19 protein-coding genes are annotated in these 21,453 nt (G+C 47.9%); 5 read left to right on the plus strand and 14 right to left on the minus strand.

Annotated features, from left to right (window positions below; translation table 11 throughout):
- Positions 1–14: 14 nt before the first annotated feature.
- Entirely contained in the window at positions 15–3,401 is a 3,387-nt protein-coding gene (locus tag AC5JL3_RS12015; protein ID WP_496074711.1) for a DUF5906 domain-containing protein, read from the plus strand.
- Positions 3,402–3,627: 226 nt separating this feature from the next.
- On the opposite strand, the gene AC5JL3_RS12020 is transcribed toward AC5JL3_RS12015, so the two are convergent.
- The 4 genes from AC5JL3_RS12020 to psb34 all read right to left on the minus strand — a co-directional run bounded on the left by AC5JL3_RS12020 (position 3,628) and on the right by psb34 (position 7,510).
- Positions 3,628–3,996 carry a transposase gene (locus tag AC5JL3_RS12020; RefSeq protein ID WP_496074712.1) on the minus strand — a complete coding sequence of 123 codons (369 nt, stop codon included), beginning with the start codon at positions 3,994–3,996 and terminating at the stop codon, positions 3,628–3,630.
- Positions 3,997–4,013: 17 nt separating this feature from the next.
- Entirely contained in the window at positions 4,014–5,606 is a 1,593-nt protein-coding gene (gene xisF / locus AC5JL3_RS12025; protein ID WP_496074713.1) for a fdxN element excision recombinase XisF, read from the minus strand.
- A 323-nt stretch (positions 5,607–5,929) separates the two neighbouring features.
- Entirely contained in the window at positions 5,930–7,015 is a 1,086-nt protein-coding gene (locus tag AC5JL3_RS12030; protein ID WP_496074714.1) for a hypothetical protein, read from the minus strand.
- 315 nt (positions 7,016–7,330) lie between these two features.
- The gene (gene psb34, locus AC5JL3_RS12035) at positions 7,331–7,510 is read right to left on the minus strand and encodes a photosystem II assembly protein Psb34 (RefSeq protein WP_496074715.1); all 180 of its coding nucleotides are present in this window, start codon (positions 7,508–7,510) and stop codon (positions 7,331–7,333) included.
- Between the two features lie 532 nt (positions 7,511–8,042).
- Here psb34 and AC5JL3_RS12040 point away from each other — a divergent pair.
- On the plus strand, positions 8,043–9,278 hold the full coding sequence (locus tag AC5JL3_RS12040) for a hypothetical protein (protein WP_496074716.1): 1,236 nt from the start codon (positions 8,043–8,045) through the stop codon (positions 9,276–9,278).
- 122 nt (positions 9,279–9,400) lie between these two features.
- Here the strand turns inward: AC5JL3_RS12040 and AC5JL3_RS12045 are convergent, their stop codons facing one another.
- From AC5JL3_RS12045 to AC5JL3_RS12070, 6 genes are all read right to left on the minus strand, one after another.
- Entirely contained in the window at positions 9,401–10,237 is an 837-nt protein-coding gene (locus AC5JL3_RS12045) for a hypothetical protein (protein ID WP_496074717.1), read from the minus strand.
- Complete coding sequence (locus tag AC5JL3_RS12050) at positions 10,212–11,312, minus strand: DUF3419 family protein (protein WP_496074718.1); 1,101 nt, start codon at positions 11,310–11,312, stop codon at positions 10,212–10,214. The genes AC5JL3_RS12045 and AC5JL3_RS12050 overlap by 26 nt, the downstream gene beginning before the upstream one ends.
- Complete coding sequence (locus tag AC5JL3_RS12055) at positions 11,302–12,036, minus strand: iron-containing redox enzyme family protein (RefSeq protein WP_496074719.1); 735 nt, start codon at positions 12,034–12,036, stop codon at positions 11,302–11,304. The genes AC5JL3_RS12050 and AC5JL3_RS12055 overlap by 11 nt, the downstream gene beginning before the upstream one ends.
- A 201-nt stretch (positions 12,037–12,237) precedes the next feature.
- A complete protein-coding gene (locus tag AC5JL3_RS12060; protein ID WP_496074720.1) occupies positions 12,238–13,248 on the minus strand; it encodes a fatty acid desaturase family protein in 1,011 nt (336 codons plus the stop codon).
- Positions 13,249–13,964: 716 nt separating this feature from the next.
- Positions 13,965–15,110, minus strand: coding sequence for a hypothetical protein (locus tag AC5JL3_RS12065; protein ID WP_496074721.1), 1,146 nt, complete (start codon positions 15,108–15,110; stop codon positions 13,965–13,967).
- 295 nt (positions 15,111–15,405) lie between these two features.
- The gene (locus AC5JL3_RS12070) at positions 15,406–15,531 is read right to left on the minus strand and encodes a hypothetical protein (RefSeq protein WP_496074722.1); all 126 of its coding nucleotides are present in this window, start codon (positions 15,529–15,531) and stop codon (positions 15,406–15,408) included.
- 305 nt (positions 15,532–15,836) lie between these two features.
- On the opposite strand from AC5JL3_RS12070, the gene AC5JL3_RS12075 reads away from it, so the two are divergent.
- Positions 15,837–16,760 carry a macrolide 2'-phosphotransferase gene (locus AC5JL3_RS12075; RefSeq protein WP_496074723.1) on the plus strand — a complete coding sequence of 308 codons (924 nt, stop codon included), beginning with the start codon at positions 15,837–15,839 and terminating at the stop codon, positions 16,758–16,760.
- Between the two features lie 89 nt (positions 16,761–16,849).
- On the opposite strand, the gene AC5JL3_RS12080 is transcribed toward AC5JL3_RS12075, so the two are convergent.
- From AC5JL3_RS12080 to AC5JL3_RS12090, 3 genes are all read right to left on the minus strand, one after another.
- Positions 16,850–17,248: a cupin domain-containing protein gene (locus tag AC5JL3_RS12080; RefSeq protein WP_496074724.1), complete on the minus strand. Its 399-nt coding sequence runs from the start codon at positions 17,246–17,248 to the stop codon at positions 16,850–16,852.
- A gap of 208 nt (positions 17,249–17,456) precedes the next feature.
- Complete coding sequence (locus AC5JL3_RS12085) at positions 17,457–17,939, minus strand: DUF1579 domain-containing protein (RefSeq protein WP_496074725.1); 483 nt, start codon at positions 17,937–17,939, stop codon at positions 17,457–17,459.
- Between the two features lie 390 nt (positions 17,940–18,329).
- Positions 18,330–18,578, minus strand: coding sequence for a PEP-utilizing enzyme (locus AC5JL3_RS12090; protein ID WP_496074726.1), 249 nt, complete (start codon positions 18,576–18,578; stop codon positions 18,330–18,332).
- 455 nt (positions 18,579–19,033) lie between these two features.
- Between AC5JL3_RS12090 and AC5JL3_RS12095 the strand changes: the two genes are divergently transcribed.
- Together AC5JL3_RS12095 and AC5JL3_RS12100 are read left to right on the plus strand one after the other, a co-directional pair.
- A complete protein-coding gene (locus AC5JL3_RS12095; RefSeq protein WP_496074727.1) occupies positions 19,034–19,873 on the plus strand; it encodes a DUF6597 domain-containing transcriptional factor in 840 nt (279 codons plus the stop codon).
- A gap of 93 nt (positions 19,874–19,966) precedes the next feature.
- Positions 19,967–20,365: a VOC family protein gene (locus AC5JL3_RS12100; protein ID WP_496074728.1), complete on the plus strand. Its 399-nt coding sequence runs from the start codon at positions 19,967–19,969 to the stop codon at positions 20,363–20,365.
- Positions 20,366–20,791: 426 nt separating this feature from the next.
- Here the strand turns inward: AC5JL3_RS12100 and AC5JL3_RS12105 are convergent, their stop codons facing one another.
- A complete protein-coding gene (locus AC5JL3_RS12105; protein WP_496074729.1) occupies positions 20,792–21,061 on the minus strand; it encodes a hypothetical protein in 270 nt (89 codons plus the stop codon).
- Between the last annotated feature and the right edge of the window lie 392 nt (positions 21,062–21,453).

A 21,453-nucleotide genomic window follows, 5' to 3' on the forward strand; every position in this document is an offset into this window, starting at 1 on the left:
AAAGGGCATCAATCATGGTAACTACACCAATTAAACAGAACTACTCCAGCTCAGACGAGGCTTCTCTTTGCACAGAAGAAGACAAAGAGAGTGTGCAGACAGTTAAGGACTTGCAAGAAGTCCTTAACTGGCTAAAGACAAACAATTTTCCGGTTCTACCAGTAGCACCGGCACAACCCGCTGATCAGTACCCAGCACGCGACAAAGACGGCAATATCAAACAGGACAAGCAAAATAATCCTATCCCGGCTTTCACTGGGAAAAATCCCAGTTATTTAGACAGCAGTGGTAGACCTCACCTGGTGAACCATCGACCGTATCAGAAGCGTTTGCCTACACCACAGGAAATAGAAACGTGGTTCGCCAATCCCCTCAATGGCATCGGAACATTAGGCGGCTGGAACGATACTATCTGGCTCGACTTTGATGTTAAGAAGTTCCCCAGTGAGGACGACTGCACTCAGGCTGTGACTGAGGTATTGCAGAATCCAACTCTTGCCAACACTTTCTTGGAGCGCTCACACTCAGGCGGCTGGCGGGTTGGTGTTCGGGTTAAGGAAAAGCCAAGCTTTACCAACTTTGCCTTACAACCCGGTGGCAAGCATATCGGTGAGGCATTAGGAGAAGGACGCTTTACCGTACTAGCACCAACAGTTGGACCATCTGGGAATCCGTATCAATCAATCAATCGTGTGCTACCAGCGGAAGTGGAAAGCTTGGAATCTATCGGTATTTACAGCACTTCGACCAAACGCCAGCACCAGGGCGTTACTCCACAGCCTCTACTTTCCTACGTTCCTGGCAACATTCCCCTTGAGGAATTGGGTAACACCACCAGCCGCGAGATTTTAAAAGGGAGCTGTCCAACAGGCGATCGCTCCGAGGCATTAGCAACAGCCTTAAATGAGTGGTACGGCTGGCAGAACTGGGGAAAAGACAACGACATCCCGATTACTGGTACACCGGAAGATTTAGCACATTATGCAGGCGGGCAGCTAGGGATTGATAGTGAGCGGGTTGAGCGTATTCTCAAAACCATTGACATTGTTAGCTGCAATCCCGCTGCTTTACACCGAGGCGGTGAAGAGAGCTGCTGGAAGAAGATTCGTCGGCTATCTTTAGCGACATTTAAAGCCAAGTGTCCGGCGCACATCCAAAGTTCCTTTGAATCGAGACGGGATGAGGACAGCAAAAAACGAAAAACTGAGTGGGGTGTAGAAAGCAAAAATGTCACAACACCAGATAGCTTCGACCCAGTTGAAGAATTTACCCAGCGAACTCTCTTCTCTCTCTATGGAGACAAGCCCTGGATCTGTGTGGACAACCGGTTGTATGCCTGGACAGGCACTTACTACAAGCTCAGTAAAGATGCTGTAGAAATTAAACGGCTGGCTGACTTTTGCAATACTTACCCAGTCATCGACAAACAAGGAGAACTCAAGTTTCCCTACGCTAAACCTTCTAAGGTAAAAGAAGCACTAGAGTGGGTCAAGATGCGGCTGTCTGTTGACCCAGACCTCGTAAATCCTCCCGGCATCAACTGTACCAATGGAGTTTTGCACATCCACTGGAATCGCTCAACTCCTAGCTGGGAACTCGTCGAACACGACCCAGATTTTTATTACATTTATAAGCCCCTCGTCACCTACAATCCTAAAGCTGATTCCAAAGCAAGCGATCGCCTTTTAGAAGTCTTAGACGCACCTCAAAGAGATATCTTCCTCAAGACAATTGCTGCATCTCTCGACTTAGAGACGGTGAGAAAGTACAAAGGGCGTTTGGTACGAGCCTTGCTTTTCCGGGGTCACGGCTCCAACGGTAAGGATACCCTGAGAGAGGCGGTCTCAGCCATGTACGGACACCAGGGGATGACCGGCTGCACCCTGTCAGACTTTGCCGCTTACGATGAAGGTCGCAAGTTTCCACTGGCGCGACTGCGGCACTCGCGGGTGAACTGGGCAAGCGAAAATGCCAGTACAGCACGGCTTGACAAGATTCAAAGTCTTAAGGCTTTCATCACCGGAGACACGCTTGATAGTGAGCGCAAAGGTAAAGATGCAGAACCTTTCAAACCCAACGCTATAGGCTGTTACAACATCAATGATACGCCCAATCTACAGGGCACCTTAGAGGCGATTTCCGGTCGCTATGCTGTTATCTACGCCAACAAGACTTTTAAGATTGGGGCTGACCCCACCAAGGGCGAGATTGAGGCTGACCCTCGCTTCAAGGATGACCCAGAGTTCCTTTGTTCGGAAGTTCTACCCGCGTTCTTGAATCGCGTCTTGGAAGCACTGCAACGACTGATGGCCGAAGGTATCGACTACAGTTGCACCGAGAAAGCTTTAGAAGATATTCAGGTGGAAAACTCCCACCTCTTCCAGTTCTGCAAGGACACTGGCTTGAACTATGACCCAGTCAGCGTGCTAACGGCTAGTGACATCTGGACACGCTTAGAGCAATGGTATCTGGAAAACGGCACTCTCACCTATGAGTCAGGCAGCAACGGCAAAGAGAGGGCGATTTGGGCAGAGCAGAGCAAGCATTGCGATCGCAATGTTAAGGCAGTGAATCAGGTGATTGCTCGCTTCCGGGCTATCTTCCCGAAAACTAAGTTAGTAACTGTACCGCATGAGAGCGGCAAGAAAACACTTCAGGCTCTCCAAGGTCTCAGTTTTGGCGGTAACGGTGGCGATGATGGCGGGGATAGTGTCCCGGAATCTCCCACCCCAATTTCACCCCACCCCACCCCAATTCCACCCCAATCGCCACCCCAACAAACAACGGAAAATCAAGACTTCCACCCCACCCACCCCAATTTATTACATGGGTTTGAAAAATTGGAAAATTCCACACCCGACCCTGGCGATGTGGAGCAAAAACTTCTTGAAAATATTCTTGAAAAGAGTATGACCCCGCAAAACCTGGGGTGGGTGGGGTGCGATGCCCAAGAATCAAGCTTTTTTGGGGTGGAGAACTGCGGTGGAACTGGGGTGGAAATCGCAAAAACTGGGGTGGAGATACCTCAAGAAGTGGTTCCCGACACTCAAGCTTCCCTAAGTGCCCCCTCAACTGAACGGTCAGCGGTTCCTAACATAGCCACCGCAGCGGCTACTGATGAGTTGGAGAGCTGGTTAGAGTATCACCAAGTGAAGAAGCCTTACCCAAATCCCAAGTCTGATAATCTTCGCTCCAGCCAAAAGCGAGCTTTTGCCATCCGTGAAGCGTACCGAGCCGGCAAAACTAAAGAGGACTTATCGGCGCTTCCGCGTGAGAATGGGGGGAAGTTTTCCAAGGAAGAGTTAGTTTGGGTTAGCAACTGGCTTTATCACTTCTTTCCCAGTGAGTATCACCATGTGCAAGCGACCAGCAAGATTAGCCAACAACGGTTGCTGGAGTGAGGCGGGTCAGCTATGTGACTTCTAGCTTAAGTTGCCTAATCACTTTCATCTCGTCCTGCCTCATCACAAGGCGCTAGCGTTACACACTCCCTTAAAACCAAAACCCCCAGCCAAGGGTTTTGACCGGGTGTCGGGTATCGCTGGTGGGGCATGGGTGTCGCTGGCGAGCAAGCTTCCTATGCCGTGGTAGTAGCAACTTGGTATAACTTGCTCCCCTTGAAATTGGTCATTTCGGTTGAGGCGGTTGTTGCAATACAACTTGCAGTTCTTCAAGGGTGCAATCAGCTAATTCCTTAACCCGTTGCTTAGCCGCTTCCATAATAGACAGAAACTGCGGACAATCCTGACACTTGAGAGCTTGCCCGACCACCGAACAATCACACTCAAACACAGGACGTTCATTGAATCGACGCTTGCAGGAACGACAACGATAGCGCTGTTTGCCTTTTTCCAAAGAGTGCTTAACGAAATCAGTAGAATGACAAAAAGGGCATTCCCGTCCGTAAACCCTTGGTTGATGTCCCTGTTCAACCAGCACTTGCTGAAGAGCCACTTCCGCCCGCAGCTTAAATAGATCGAAAGTCGATTTAATCATTGGATGCTCCTCCAGACCTAAGCTTTTAACTCAATGGATTTGACAAGTCCGTTAGCCACCGTAATGCGCCCGACCAACCGGGGGATCACCGCCATCCTTTCATCAGCACCAAGCAGATTCCAAATCGCTAAATTATTTCCGGCTTGGATAATTTCTTGAGCGGTCTTACGCTCCAAAGAACGCTGGGAAAAGGGATTTAGCTCGTCCTGAATTTGTTGGCGGAGATTTTCCTTGAGACGCTCTAAATCGGGAGAATGCATCTGCATTTTTTCCAAGTTGGCTAAATCTGCCTCCAGTTGCTTGAGTTTCTCTGTAGGTTTAGGAACGACTTGGGACGTGTCATTTGGTTCAACAATAATTACCTGAGACTGCCGCAAAAAGTATTTGCTCAGTTCCTCCTCAATCAGGTGTTTACGAGTACCCTTCAAGTTGTTACATCCTTTCCGCGCGTGGCGGCAGGCGTAGTAGTGGTAGGTTTTCTGTCCATCCTTGGAGTACTTGGTTTTGGTAATCGCTTTGGCTCCACATTCAGCACAAAAAACTAAACCCCGGAGGTAGGAAAACTCTCGGAAGTTATCTTCGCTCTCTAAATCCGCCGTGAAGAAAGCTGCACCAACATGATGGGCATTGTATTCAAGGATTTGATGAATCTGCGCCGCCTGTTCCGGCGTAACTAAGCGGTCTAGGGGATGCGTATCCCGCACAATCTGCCACTGCTCCGGTGGCAAGGTTTGCCGTCTCCCATCAGGTAACGTCCGTCGCTTTTTGTAAGCCGTATGTCCCGAAAGAACAGGATTAGTTAACCAACGTTGTAGACCACGCGGAGTCCAGTGGAAGATTTTGTCATTACCGTTCTTCTTACTTCTAGAGCGTTGGATACCATATTTGTTAGTAATGCCGCGAACGGCTTTACTAACGCTTTGAGTTTCCAAAAAAATGCGTATACAGTCTTCTCCAAGTTGTGCGGGAGACAGTCCTGGTAACTGTTCCATCTCTAATTGATAAAGGTCTTGATAGTTAGCCGGACGCTCCTCTAACAGACAAAGAAACGGACTACGATCAAGAGCATAGCGCTCGTCAACCGTGGTAAAGGCAAAAGGCCGACAAGAACAAGCGAGCTGTTTATTGCGTCGGTGCTGATTGCCGTGGTGTACCCGCTCAGATAGTTGAGCCACCTCCATCTCAGCCAAACTCGCCAGGAGATTTAGCATGAGCTGTCCACCGGGATTACCTAAAGCGATGTCTTGATCTAACACCCGCAGATTGACCTCGTAATTTTGGAAGACATCCACGCATTTTCGGATGATTAGGATACGTCTGCCTAAACGGTCGATGCGAGTGATTATCACCTCAAAAATCTCACCGTTTTCAATCATCGCTAATATTCTGTTTAGCCCAGAACGATCATCTTTTTTTCCACTTTGAACATCATAAATAACCAAATCAGCACCCGCATTTTCCAGCCGTGCGATTTGCTGTTCAAGGGCATGAGAATTAAGCGCTTGTTCCCGAGAAGAAACCCGTGCGTAGGCAACAGATATTTTCGGGTTAGGACTTGATAGAGGGTCTTGGGTCATTGGTTTTAAGCCGGGTTTGGTTAGTTGTCTCATGATTTCAACCTCAAGTATTGGGTATTTGTTGACATAAGTTTAGCTCTTTTTGTGCATCACCTTTCCCGCGTGGAGATGCACAAATACCCAGCAAAAACTCTTGAACAAGACACAACAAATCTCTCTTTTGTTAGGTGATTGTTCTTAACTTTTTGGAGATTCTGTTTAAGAACTAGCGTCTTAAAAATCCTCAAGTTAATTGTGTTTTTTGGAGGAGCAAACGGGTCAAAAGCAACAGCTATCTATCAACATTTGCCTGTTGCTCTAAACACTACCAACCCGAACAGTTGGTCAAGCGGTTTTTTTGAATACGTTAAGAAATATTAAGCCCAGGCCCAGTGAATATAGCCGAGTGGGTCTATGACTCCTTCAACTCGTTGCACCTTGTTAGTTGCCCTTGTTTTATAAGGTTGTCCCCCACGCCACTCGAACTGCGAGACATATAATTCTTTGGCAGCTTTCAAAGCCTTGATGTAATCAAAGAACAGAGGGCTGATAAGCGTTTCCTCAAATTGCTCTTCGTCAAAGCACTCTCGCAAGTCCAACAGCCAGTAACCGTACCAGCCGGCATTCTTCAAAAAGTCAAGATAGTCTTGTTCCATCTGTCGGTAAGGCGGTCTCAGGCGAGTGCCTGAGAGCCAAGGGTTCTTTTGCAGAAGCCGTATCCGGGCAGAGATGTTGTCTCTTTGTTGTGCATTAGAGGGCCAATTGAGTTCTGAGTTCATTGGACCGCTTCGCCAAAGCAGTAGAAAACTCTGCTTTTGGGTTTCCTGGAAGAGTGCCATCGGGTTATTGAAGCGGTAGGGAATCCCTTGTGCGGCTGCCCAGTTTCTGATGTCTGGCTCTCCCGTAACTAGCAATTTGAAGTGAGAATAGTCTATGTTTGTGTCTAAGTCCAGGTCGAGGAGGAGCGTTTCTGGTAAGTAACGCCAGAGAACTCCTTGTTCTTCGATTGGGTTGGCAATCACTCCCAAAAGCTTATAAGCAAAAAGTACTCCCTTTGCCTGCCAGTAGTAATGCAGGGTCTTGAGCCAGTAAGCCTGATTCGGGTTTGTGGGGATGATTTCAAGAGAAGGAATTTCTCCGATGGCTTTGGCAATGTTGAAAAATCTTCTTCCAATCGGAGTGTTAGGGATGTATATCTCGGATGTGGGAATCAATGGTCGCTCAATTGAAAGTCGCAAGTCTTCTTCTTTGGCTTTTGCCATCCATTCGTTTAATGCCGCTCCTACAACTGGCGAGTGTCTTATAAATTCTTCAGGTTCCCCAAAAAGAGGCTCTGGGACGAGAATCAGAGGTAATTCCAGCAGAGCGGGTTGCCGCTGAAACATCTGGGAAGCCCAAGCTCTTTTATCTTCTTGTGTAGTTGGAACTACTCGGTTAGCCGAGACTCTGTAGGAGCGCACCACGGGTTTTAAGTGAAGCGAATGATACAGAGTCAGTTTACTGCGTTTAGGGAAAATAGTACAAGTGTTCGCTAGCCCGGACTGTCTTGGATTCTTGAAAGGCGGGGTTGTCGCTCATTTCACTGACCAAGCCGCGAGGAAGAAGTGCAGTGAACGGCTGTTGTTGAATGAAGGGTATTGGAAACTCCTTGAAGTACTCCTTAGAAACGCTTTTTGGAATTGACTTCAAAAACAAACCCCAGTAACTATCTGGGGTAGGAGGGAGATTGAAAATAATTCATTGAACAATGCTGTCAAGGCGGTTTCCCTCTGGAGGAACTAGCCTAAAGAGCTAACGGAAAACGCAATCACAATCATTAAGCCAACGAACACAGTAGCGAACGCACCTTGTAGAGCGTAGCGGCGCTGCTCCCATACGGCTGGGTACTCGGCTGTGTAAACAGCGACTTTCGGAGCGTAGTTGTTGAGGATACCGTCTTCGTTAACTGTGGTGAACATGTCGTTTTCCTCGTTGCCCTGGTGTGTTAGGGGTTTATGTAAATAAATGTAACTGACTATTTACAAAAAAGCAAGGGGTGAGCTAATGGATTGGGTTCTCTCTCCAATATGAAATCTCTCACTGACGGGGTAAACCTTCACGACAAATGTAGTGAATGTACTCGGCAATTCAAGGAATACTCATCTCCCTTGGGGTATGCCGCTGAAATGAAACAGCCAACTGATTCATCCAGTCCAATTTGTGGATTGTCCACTCCTGACTGACTCAGCACACCGACCTCTACTCAGACTCCTAAAAATCGCTCAAATCTTTTCCACTATGCATTCAAGAGTTGCCGACACTCCCGTCAACGAACTAAGGCGATTAGCCGTTAAACAACCATAAAGGTTTGCCTGCACAAGCCAAGCTCTCGGACGCTCACTTGCGCTTTACAGTCGAATTGTTGACGACTCTGGAAGGAGGTGAACCCAACACCAAACTTCTATAAGAGTCATCACCGCCGTCATTCGAGCCAGGAGCCGAGCTTTTACCGTGAACGCCACCACCACCAACTCCCTACATCAAACTTCTTTCTCAACCGACAACGCTCCGGAAAATTCTACTGTTACTGACACAATGGCGTTGAGTGAGCTATTAAAAGAAGAACTGATACTTCAGCTTGGTTCCCTACCCAGCAACGCTCTTCTCGTAATCAACCGCATCGTGGTAGAAGTCGAACGGATTTGTACCAAGAGTGAGCGCATCCAAAACGGCGGTGACGTTCGTTCGTGGGAGTTAACCTTGGCACGTCATCGTCTCTCTAAGTGTATTGAGTACTATAAGTTGGGTTCAAAGCAAGGTCGTGTGGAACTGCACAGCCACCTCAGCGTGATGATATATCGTCAGGTGGCACCTGAAAGAGCGCAGTTAAGCTTCGCCGCTCGACACCTGTTAATTGAAGACTTCTTGCAAGACTTTTACGCCGATTCCCTCAAAGCCTTTAGGCGGGAAAATGACTTAGCTGACAACTACACCCCGCGTACAAGAATCGAACTCGCTGAATACATGGGGTTCACTCTTGCATACGCCAAACGACGAGTGATGACCCGTTATGGTGCTGTGCAATTACTGGTACTCAGAGCCAAAAGCTTTGCCAAACGCCAACCTAGCGATACAGTCATGGACATTGAACAGGTAACTGAGTTTGCCAAAGGTGAAGAAGCCCAGATGCAAAACCGCTCACCTGTGATGCAGCAGGTACGAGAGCGTCTGGTTGCTGATACTATTGACCCTCATGATGCGGTTGTGCGAGAGCGCGTGATTGGTGAGCTGGTACAATACCTAGAGTCTCAGGGTCATAATGATTGTGCGGATTACTTAATTTTAAAGCTGCAAGACTTGAGTGCACCAGAAATCGACGACATCTTGGGTTTAACACCACGTTCGCGGGATTATCTGCAACAGCGTTTTAAATACCATGTGGAAAAGTTCGCTCATTCGTCTCACTGGCAACTGGTACACCAATGGCTAGGTGCAGACCTTGACCAAAAGTTGGGACTTTCCGAGCTGCAGTGGGAGGCATTTGTCGCTCAACTTGACTCCCTTCAACAGCAGTTGTTATCACTCAAACGGGCGAGCAAGAGCGATTTTGAGATTGCTAAAGCACTGAAAATTACACCGAAACAAGTGCAAAAGCGCTGGAGTGAGCTGTTAGAGATGGCAAGTCTTGTCCGCAACAAGGTACAAGAGAGTTCCAATAAAGGCATTAACCACTCAATCGCTGCTTAATTCCCCGATTTATAAAGTAATAGAGGTTAGTTGCGGGGCGAACGGCGACATTAATGTCGCTTCTGCTCGGATGCGATCGCTTTTTCGGTTCAGCGATAGGGAGGGTACGCTCTGCCGGTAGTTTATATATCACTGGTTAGGATAAAGCGCCAATCGCTCTCATCCATGCCGTGACTAACTACGCTGGCGCTTGCCGTCGGATAGATACTTCGAGAGCCAAGTGCCAATGCCAAATCGTCGTTCTCTGGCACACAAAACATATGCACATATCCTGATAACGGCTCTGAAATGCCCTTGTCCGCCGTAGCTCCCCACTGGACATGCAGCAGTGGCAAGATTTGCTTAGTACTCTGAAGTCTCAAATCTTTCACTCCCTGAAGTGACAGATAAGAAATTGTGCCTCGATGTTCAACGAGCAGAGGTGTCAGAACGTGCATATCTTCTGCATTTAGGCTATATATTCCTAACGTGGTTGTGCAACGAAACTTTATTGGAGCGAACCGTTCTAAAATGCGGACTAGGCGGTTGGGGCTGCGATTCTCCTGCAAGGAGGCTTTGCTAACGCCTGGATTCATGGAGATGGTGTAGCTTCGAGCGCAACGGAGCATGTCCGAATTGAGGGCATAGCGCAAGAGTCGCAGGGATAGATATTGGTGCTGGTAATCGGGATGAACTTTCAAATCGCACAGATACCAAGCCGGACGAACGACCTCACCCTGATAGTAAGGAATCTGGCGCAGCACACCGGCTCCGACTGCTGCAACGCGATCGGCGCTATCGCCATCTAGAACCACGTAGTAGTTCACTTCACCGAGGCGATCAAAAAAAGCAAAGTAATCGCTCCCATGATCCAACTGGAAAAAATCATTACCGAGGGGATAAGTAGCGGTTTGCTCGATCGCTACAATTCCAGGCTGAAAATGCAGGCGTTCTTCAGGCGAGAGCCGATGAAATTTCATGGCGAAACCCAACTACAACTTCCCGGTAGAAAAAGGAGCGATCAGATGCCAGCAATTGGGTACTGAGTGAGTCATCGACCAGAAGATGGTCAGCCATGACCGACGCCAGATGATGATCGCCATTAAGTCGTCGTCCAATCAAGGCACCACCCGGCTTCAAGCTGTGTACTGCACTCGTTAGCATGGTATGCAGAGCAGACAAGGGCATCCAGTCGGAGATATTAGAAAACTGGATCAGGTCAAACTTACTAAACTCGGCTAATTGCTGCATTTTCTCGGCAAAGGCACCGTGGTGTAGCCTCAGTCGGTCAGTGCCCAAGGCGTGAATGGACGTTTGGGCAGGTTGTTGCAGATAGATAGGAACGCCATCCATTCCACTGGTATAGCAATCGCCCCATACCTGAGTGACAAAGTAATTTTCAGTAGGAACAAATTGTTGTAAGGCGATCGCAAATACATCGGCGAAATGCTCCCCAAAACTACGATCCATCGAATAGTTCACGGCGGCTTCCCCAAATGTTCCTGCCAGTTTGCTGCGCTCGAATACCGTCTCAAAACTATCTCGCCATCGAGGAGGCTGAAGGGCAGTTGTAGGAGAGCGAAGTGGGTCTAACCCAATAGTGGCAAAATGGCTGGAGAGTTCCCGAAACAGCTGCTCGAAGCGACCCACGCGATTCACACCAAAAGCGATTTGGTCTTGCCGTGCGTCCCAAAATGCCTGTGTTGTGTCTGGAAGTTGCAGGCGCACTCGTTCGTAGAGCCTTAGTCGCTCCGTCTCACTCGCCTTCAGCTCTGCTCCTATAAGTCGTAGTTGTTCATCTAGGGACAAGTGCAACAAGGCTTGTCGTCGCAACTCAACTAAATGAAGTTGGGCGAGGTTCAGGTCAACCGCTTCAATCTGCGCCACGGCTGGACTAGCGAGCAAACTCAGAGCCGTACAACCCCCAGAGGCAACCAGCAAGACTCGCAACGGATGTCCCTGTCGCTCCTTTAACTGCTCGATGACCCGTAACTCAATCCTGGGGTCTTCCCGTGCCTGGGAAAAGGCAATCTCAGACAAAGGGCTACAAATCACGGTACAGGCTCCAAAAATAGTGTGCGCCGAGAACGAGTCCTTGCACAACCTGGGTACGGGAACGCGGCTCATTCCAGGTAGGTGCTGCTAGCATCAGCAAATCTCTAGCGTGTTCGGTATCGAGTTTTTCATGCACGGCGTAGTGAGATTGGCTACCGGGAGCCACCCAGCCCCGATGATTTACGGTACGAGCGATCGCCGCACTGATGTCCACATAAAGATACTCAATGATACCTAACAAGGCGGCTCCGGCTTCTCCAGGTTGGGATAGACAGTAGGTCAGAATCGATTGGTTGAAGGCTAGAACTGGGGTGATACAGGGCGTTTCCAGTTCTGCGGCGGTTGCACCCAACGATTGCAGATATTGACCAAACGTATACTTATGGGAACGCAGGCGATCGCCATGTCCATGTTCCTCTGCTACGTTTTCTGCCAACGGTAGCCGTGCCTCCATCAGTGGTATCCGCGCCAGCACTGCCGCAAGTGCCTGCGAAAACGACTCCACCGCAAATCGAAATGGCAGTTGGCTCTGACAAAAGGCTTCGCGGGATGTGGAATCAGTTTGCATCCAAATCAGGTAAGGATGGTGATGGAAATCGTAAACTTCTGCTACCCGCAACACGGCGGCTTCCAATGTTGGCATTGTAGCCAATTCTTCCCAAGTCAGTTCAGGAGTGGTTGAAATTTTTGTCGTTATAACGGATTTCTCTTCTAGTGCTTGCATAGGTGGTCTATTCTCAACGGGTACCGGTGGTGACCAAAAAGTATGAAGGATGTTAGCGATAGCGATAGCAGACGCTCCCTACGTTGCTACCGCGATAGCGGTAGCGTGCGCTAGCCGCGTAGCGAGTAAGGATGAAAGTACTTTAAGTAATTGTCGAGAAGCCCCTAAATTTATTTAGACGAAAGACAAATAAACATCCAATTACACTTCAGCCTTCAGCTTGACGCTACCGACTGTAGTCCGACGAAAACTGGCGATGACAAAATCATGCACGAAGGCGAAGTAGGACGGAATGTAGGGTGCGCCCTGCAACACCAGCTCTTCCTTGAGTTCCTGATGCAAACGCGGGAGGTTATACCAAGGCACTGCTGGATACAAGTGGTGTTCCAGGTGATAGTTCTCGTTACACATGAAGAATCGAGTGACGGGATTTGTCACGATGGTGCGCGTACCCCGAATCAAATCCGATTCGCGCTCAAGCAGAGTATGTTGACTCATGCCGCGAATGTTGACCATCGTGTTGATCAACAGCATCGGGAGCAGCCAGCCATGAATCAGGAAGGCTGTGGGAACAGGCGATAGTAGCACTGTGATTACCATAAGTCCAAGAAGGACAACCTCGATCGCAATCCCAAGTCGCTCCACTACATTTCCCTGTCGAAATCCCAGAATCGGAATGGCAATGATATACACCGGATAGCCAATCAGTAACCGTCCCCAGTGCATGGCAAAAACCAACCCATTCCATTGGGTATAGTTCTTGTAGTGATCTGGGTCGCCTTCTATACCAAGATGCTTATGATGCTTCAGGTGCAGGACTTTGTAGGCTGAGAAGTTTTGCAGCACTGGCAACGCACACAGGATGCTCAAGATCCGGTTCCACTGTAGGTGATTCGAGAGTACGCCATGTACCCCTTCATGAGTAAATAGACTAATTCCATGTAGGGAAGCCGCCGCTAGCAGATACAGTGGTAGACACGCGACATAACACCAGGGGGTTGCGATTGCCTTAGCAAGCAAGAAGGCGGTACTAGCTGCAACTGCATAGAACATGACGAACGTCAGCAAGCGATAGTGGTGGCGAGCAATGCAATGCAACTCTGTGAGGAGTTCGGCACTGACTTTAGGTTTTTCCAAAGTGTCAATGGAAGACGCTTTGGGTACAACCTGCAAATTTCCTGACAAAGCAGCAGCGAGCTGGTTGTTCTGCATAGGAGAAACGACAAGATAGGGAGCTACAGTGCAAGTCCGCTGTAGTTTCTTTATAAGTGGTGAAATGGCACTAAGTTAAGACGACAAATCCGTGGTTCATTGTTTATAGTCTATGCGCTCCTCCAATGAGCGATCAACAATGAACAGCGATCCTACTCGCGGTGTGCGAACGTCCTTATCCTAGTGCCATTCTTATAGATCTAAACAAAAGCGATGTGCAGCTTTCCTGATTGGCAGCTTTTCTGAACGGATGCGATGATTGGGGTCAGCTACATAACAACTCTGTTCACGGGGTACACCTCATCTTGTCTTAGATGAGGGTACCTTACTGTACCTATGAATCGGTGATAAGTCAGCTACGCACTTATCAATGAGTTGCAAGAATCGGGGGGTTATTCTCAATAAAAGCCGATTTTTGGCTTTCTCTATCTCATGAATTTTCGGAATTAGTCAGATTAACGGTATATCGTCATCACAGCCATTTCTCTAATACCGTGAGTGAGGCTTATCGGTATTTGACATCCTGAATGGATGTGCGATTGATAAGCTTGACTGAACTGTGACAGTATTTGGCGATCACCACGAAACTGTCACACCCAATTAAGTTCAGGCTTGGATGGAATCTTGAAGGAGAAGGTCGCTGAAGTCTTACCCTGTTAAATCAGTTACTTGAATCACGTCGGGTTGGACAGTACAAACAGGACAGTCCTAAGGTTTTAAGGAATCAGTTCGGTGTATTTGATCGGGAGAGTCGTAAACTGCCCCTGAGTCACTGTAATTGACTGGAGTTCATCGCGACGATGACTCAAGACAAAGTAATTGTTTGGTTGGATTTGAGGAACAAGTGTATAGCTTCCTGGCGGGAGACCAATACGGAAGTAGCCTTCCTCATCTGGTTCAAGGCGAGTGATGTTGCGTCCGGCTTGATCTAGAACATTGATAGGGATGCGAACCGGAGAAATCGTCGGTTCAACTCGTTGTTCAGTTCCATCGGGGTTACGCCGTATAATTCCAGGGAATCGACTCGACGTTGAGCGTCCCTGAATTCCACTCGGTAATTCACGGGGCGAGGGGAGCCGACTGCCTGATTGACCTGCAAACTGTACGCCGCCATCTGGATAGACGTTAAATGTCCAGGTCGTGCGATCGCTACAGCCTGCCATACAATCCCCAAAGCCAATACTATATTTGAGTTGCCAATAGTTGCCCTTAAACTCGGCTTGAATGTCGCCACCATCGGTAAGTACGCCATTGACATTGGCATACCGGACTCCTTGAATACCGTTAAACAACCTTGCTACTGCTGGTGTGTTCAATCGTCTACCTGTTCGCAGCACGGCAAGATTCGACACGCTTAGGTACTGTTTCAGGTCGAGGTCAAATTGCTCGATCAAGGCATCAATCTCGGCATTGCCAGTGAGTCGCTTTCCATTGCGCCAAGCTTGAGTCCAGGCTTGGGTCGAGTCAACGCCAACAAGTAGCTCACGGGTATTGAGTCTTGGCACAGTATGGATATTGTAGGTGTCCACTACTGCATTACGGGCAGGCTCATTAGTGGCTTGATAAACCTGAATTAGGGCAGTATAGATTGTTTGGATTAAGTCAGCAGGTAATTCAACACTATCCTCAGAGGTTGCTCCTTCCTGAACTAGCAAGCGCAGTGCCAGTTCTGTTGCGTCTTCACGATATTGGTGTTTGACAAGATCGGGAATTTGAGAATCTTGTGCCTGTTGGTTCTGAGCAATCGGCTGGCTTGGTCGGGATTCAATTTGAGTCGGCGATAGGGCATTGCTTGAAGCTGCTGTTATCCCTACGGTAATTAGCAGGGCGGCGCTAGCTGACAGTTGGCGTACACTGAGCATGAGGTTACAGTTTTCGCTTGCAGGTAAACAATTCAAGGTCAACGGCAGAAAATATCGTTGACAACTGACGCTCTTGGCTATCAATTCTCTAGGTACACCCAAAACTTACATCACCACGTCAAAAGCTAGGTAATTCTAGAGAGCGGAAAATCTGCTGTTTTCTCTCCCAAGTTGGCATCGAAACTGTGGGATGTCAGTGTTGTTGCAAATTCGGTAACTGGTTGTAGCGGCAGAATAAGGATTTTTGTTGCCACACAGAAGAACAGCGTGGCACTCGTTGCGGCAGTGATAGACTTCAGGTGAAATCTCGTGGCAGGAATCGCTTGGGTTGCCCCCTTCCTCCGGTTCCTTCCCAAGTCCACGCCAGATTCTCCGGGTCTCGAACGCGACTCCACTCAGCTTCTCCCCCATCTGGTTCCATAATTAAAGTTATGGGACGGGACGGCACTTTGGGATATTGTGCGTCACTAGTACCGTACTAAGTACCTCATCCTCAGGTTAATCTGGCAAAAGGACGGCTAAACATTCCGTAATTAGAACGTTTTTCGGAAAGTTCAACAACCCAATGGATGGAGCAGTGCGCTCACCAATTCCGAAGCAAATGTATATGAATGGCGAACGCTCCAATCCCAGAAAGATCGCTAACTAGGAGTTCACAACATGCTGAACCATTTGAGGTGTTGTGCGGCAGCATCTAGCATTCTTGATGCATAGTGGTAAAAAGACATGATCAAAAAGACAAAATCAAAACAAGAAGTGCTTGAGCTAGCCCACAAGCATGATTTAACTATCCAAGAAGATTCACTGCAATTTAATGAATCGGGACTTGATTTTCAAGTTGTGTTAGCAACGGACAGTAATGGAGAACGCTGGATTTTGCGTCTTCCTCGGCGTCCGGATGTTCTAACGTCAGTGGATAAGGAAAAACGCACGCTGGAACTAATTGCCCCTCTTCTCAGTGTAGAAGTGCCACGATGGACTGTTTGCACAGATGAACTCATTGCTTACCGGGCATTAAACGGTGTGCCAGCAGGCACAATTGACTCACAAGCAAAAGCTTATGTGTGGGAAATTGATGCAGCGAATCCACCCAATCAGTTTCATCAGTCGCTGGCTAAGGGGATTGCCTCTCTCCATCAAGTCAGCATTGCAGCAGCACAAGCAATTGGTTTGCCGATTGAAACCGCTGAAGCAGCCCGTGTGGTGATGCAGCAGAGAATGGATGCGGTGAAGAATGAGTTTGGTGTTGGTGAGGAGTTGTGGAACCGTTGGCAATCCTGGCTCCAAAAGGATGAAGTTTGGCCGAAAGAAACAGTGTTAACTCACGGTGATTTACATGCTGGGCATATTTTGATTGATGCCCAAGCACAGGTTACTGGCTTCATTGACTGGACTGAAGCTGCTGTCGCTGACCCAGCCCGCGATTTTGTTGCCCATTATCACACTTTTGGTGAAGACGCTCTGAATAAGCTGATATCAGCATACGCCAAGGCGGGTGGACATGTTTGGACGAAGATAGCAGAACACGTCATTGAACTGACTGCTTCTTATCCTATCGCCATTGCAGAATTTGCACTGAAGTCAGGCTTGGATGAATATAAACAGATGGCTAGACAATCGCTTGGAGTGAGTGACAAAGGAGTGATTTGATTGACCGACAATCGCTCGAAATATCAAGCGAGGAGTCTCCATCAGCTACACAACAACCTTTGTGATGTTTGTTTTTGCATAACGACATATCAAATCGGTCGGTTTTGAGTTCCTTCACCGGGAGTAATAAACAACATTGAACTTGGTGTATGGACTTTGGCAGTATGCCATGTACCACGCGGCACCAGCACATACGACCCTGACGTACTCAGTTGCACCGTATGCTCAACTCCATCTTGCGCCAGAATCAAATCAACCTGACCTGAAAGCAGGCAGACCAACTCTTCTCCGGCTGGGTGCATTTCCCAGGTTTCCCAGTCTTTATCAAAGGTAAAGTGAGAAATGAGTCTCTTTCCCTTGAAGTCACCGAATTTGGATTCGAGATCTTCAAAAAAGCGATCGCTTACCGCAACGGGAATGGCATCGCCATTGTCTTCAAGCACAACATAGGTAGAACTGAGACTGAACCGATCAATTTCACCGCTCATGAGATTTACTTTGAATTACAGCATTCTTCCTGCCACCCAAACCGCTACGGCATGAGGTCTAGCGGTAGAAGGCTACCTCATCGTCCGTCGTGATGCTCAAGGAGCGAATCTCATCGCCAATCGAACCTTGAAAGGGAACCACTCCTCACAGTTTTTTCAATATGCATTGGTTTCCCTACATTCCACGCCATTCAGCTCTGGCATTAGGCTACTGCTTCCGGCGATAGTTTGCGGTCATGAACTTGTGCCACTGCCCGTCATCGCCCAACATATGCGAGGTCAGTACCCGATGATCGTCGCTCTTGAACTCGATCGCGTCCCTATACTTTGCCATCTTTCCTTCGCCAGTCATAGCGGGTCCTTCCGAATTAAGCGTCAACACCCTTTCGTCTGCATCCAGTTTGCCGTCATAGACCCACAGGTGGGTCATCATCGACCCGATCCATGTACCTACATACTGCTGCTTGTGTGGATCATAGCCGAGTGTCATTATCATGGTCGCGGCTCCGCACCCAGGCATCTCACCCTGTCCTTCGGCTAAAATCCAGAGTCCGCCAAGTGAGCGCACACTCTCGGTTCCCGTAGCCTTTTCAGGAGGCTGATCCGCTCCCATCGTCGCCTCAGTTTCGTATATCCACTCGCCAACGAGCTTCTGTAACCAATGGTGTTGGTTCTGCGGTTTAGCCTGCATGGTTGACTCCTGTTGTGTGTTGTTTGTCTCCATTACCTGTGACGTAGCGTCTAATTCATCAGGTAGCTTGCTCGCAGTTAATCATCCACGGTATGCCAAATTGTCCATTGAACATCAGGTAGGGGTTCAATTTCATGGTCTACTCCTTGAATCAATGATTTCGGAATGCGAGCGCGTGAAATAATTTAGCTGTTCGAGCTAATAGTAGTTCAAATGTACTATACTTTATCGGCTCTGTAGACTGGTGAAATTTATCTTCACAAAGATGCAAAACTGAGTTGTCTTCACTTCAAGGCTCCATGTCTTGAAGTCTCGGACAGGTAATCAGCGAGGCGATCAAGGCATTCAGACCAGCAAACCAGGTGGTAATCACGCGCCTCAATTACTCGGTTAGAGGATTTCTACATACCCTTCTGTTCCATGCACACGAATTCGTTGCCCATCTTTTATCAGTTTGGTAGCCTTATCCACTCCGACAACTGCTGGTAAGCCATATTCACGTGCGATAACTGCTCCATGGGTCATCAGTCCACCAACTTCAGTGACTAGGCTTTTTATGGATACAAACAATGGTGTCCAGCTAGGGTCAGTAAAGGAGGTGACTAATATATCTCCATCTTCGAGATCAGCATCTTCCATGTTTAAGATGACACGTGCCCGTCCCTCTATAACTCCGGAAGAAACGGGTAGACCTACAATAGCTTCGGCTGGGAGATTTTCCCGTTTGTACTCACCTGCAATGATTTCACCATCAGATGTGATAACACGTGGGGGAGTTAGTTTTTCATATAATTTGTGCTCGTCTTTTCGTTTGCCGATGAGCTGGTAATCCAGTTTATTGGTGCGAACGACTTCGCGAAGTTCTTCAAAAGTGAGATAGTATAGCGTTTCTCCGTCAAGTGAGGTACATTTTTAGAGCTGAAACTATTACTGGGCAAGGATTGGCAAATTCTTCTAGAGCGGCTTTCGTTGTGTGAAGCGCGAGGGTGCTTTATGCAGAAGAAATACATTGTCCGATTAAGCGAAGAAGAACGGTAGTTGCTAATAGGACATGAGTTTTCCCAAGCCGTAGAGACAACTCGCTGAAAACCTTTATGATTTACCAGACATACCAGCCGAGAGCGCCCCTCTCGCAGTTTGTAAAATTTCTCTGGATTCGCGAAGGTGATAACCTGCCAAAGACGCAATCACGTCTGTTGCCGAGCGGCTCAATGGAGTTGGTGATCAACCTGCATGAGGATCGAATTCCACTATTCGATCCGCACAGTCGGGTAGAGCGAGGCAGTACAAACGGAATGAGAATTTGTGGTGTCCATTCGGAAGGCTTTATTATCAACAACGAGCAAAAGGTTTCCTCTGTGGGAGCGCATTTCAAACCTGATGGTCAGGCTGCATTCTTGTCACTTCCTGCTGGAGAATTGCACAATCAGATTATTTCGCTGGATGAACTATGGAAGGGACATGCCGCAGAATTGCGCGATGACCTCATAGAGGCACCCACCGCAGAAAAACGCTTTCTGATATTAGAGCAATTTCTTTTGATGATGGTGCAACTGCCCAGTTGTAGAGCCTTTCCGAAAGAGAATCGTCATCCCGTGGTTGATTTCGCCTTACGAGAGTTTGGGCGCTCACCCATTCCTCTAGTCAAAACCGTAACCGATCAAATCGGGTTCAGCACCCGCCATTTCAATCAGCTATTCCGAGATCACGTGGGGCTGACTCCAAAACTGTATTGTCGTGTTCAACGCTTGCAGCAAGTTCTCTATTTGGTAGCTGGCAAAGAGCCGGTTGATTGGCTAGATATTGCTTTCACCTGTGGCTACTTTGACCAGGCACATCTCATCCATGACTTTCGGAAGCTAGCAGAATGTACGCCGACTGAATATTTGGTACAACGAGGTTTTCATCCCTGTCATGTCGTGCTGTCCGATTGAGGTCATTTTTTTACAATCCTTCGGAATTAAGGTTGCATCATAATCTTAAATCTGTTGATAGGTCAGTTTTAGTTGTAAGGCAGAGGAGAATCTATGCAGATCACGGCTTCAGCAATTTCGCTTAACGTCGATGATGTCACAGCATCGGCTACATTCGTCAAACAACATTTTGGTTTCAGCGAAGATATGTCAGCCGATGGCTTTGTCTCACTTTCTCGGCAGGATGTTGGTTTTAACTTGATCTTTCTCTGTACTGGACTAGCAACTTTCAAACCCGTTCACATGTGCGGTCATCGAGCGGATGGTTTGCTGATTGCGTTTGTGGTAGATGATATTGATTGTGAATATGCACGATTGCAAGCTGAAGGTGTGACGATTACAACGGCGATCGAAACTGAATCCTGGGGTGAACGGTTCTTTCAGGTTATAGATCCAAATGGCGTTGTCCTCCAACTGGTTCAGTGGATGACCGAGCCAGTCTTGCAGCAATGAATCGTCAAAGCTGACTACCTATCATATCAGTCTATCTGAATGACCCAGACGGCAACCTCATCGAAGTGTCCAACTACCTCAACCATTTAACATTAGTGTAGTTATAACTACTGCTTTTGAGTTATAACTACAACCCGACGCTGTTTGTCTTGACAAACTTTGTTGTAGTGTACGAAATGCACACTACAGTTGACAAAGCACGTAGTGTACGAAATATACACTACGGCTTTGAGGAACACAGGATTGAACAACTCTGCCAATTCCCTATATACAAGGCTCTAGAAGTTAGAAGCTGCTGCTAACCGACTCGACCAAATGCAATTGTTTGCCCATCTGAAAGGAAGCGTTCGCAGGTCAGTTGCCAACGGTTGAGAGTTCGGAGTTACACGATTGATTCTCCATCACTGACACGAAGCGCAAAAATCATCATTCCTTTTCCTGTTGAGAACTGATCAAAGCGGCGAGGCGAGAGAACCAGTAAACGATTTCCGGGTCGCAACAGCTACTGGTTCGGGCAATTTCTACGGCAATTTGGTAAGCTTCAGAACCTTTGGGATGATTAGCCAGTCCAGAATGATTTAATAGTGCTGCCTTTAGGTCACCTGGATAGGTTGGTAAAGTTTGACCGCTTTTATAGCGGATGCTCTGAAGAATGGGACTCCAGTCAATGTCATCCACGATAAAGTTGTTAATCATTTGCTCAAGGGTGACCTAGCAAGAAGCCAGCATTCCGTTAATTTTTGAGGATTTCTTGTCGCTTGCTAGGGGGCACCCCTAGACCCCTACACGAAAAGCGATCGCATCAAAACAACTTGAGCCGCTTTTCAGATTAAATACTTGAGTGAGAAAACATAAGGGAAAAAGCAAGAATTTGTCAAACTTATCAATCACAGGTTAATTCAGGGTGTCTAATACCGATAACTCTCGGTACTGGAAGTAGCACAATGGCTGTGATGTCGCTATATCCTGGTTTGGGCTAATACCGGAAAATTAGAGAATAGAGAAGGGGAAAAATTGGTGATTATTGAGAATGACCCCTAGCTTGTTGCGAGTGATTGATAAGTTGATAAGCTGACTGATCACCGATT

This window comes from Symplocastrum torsivum (assembly GCF_059505465.1).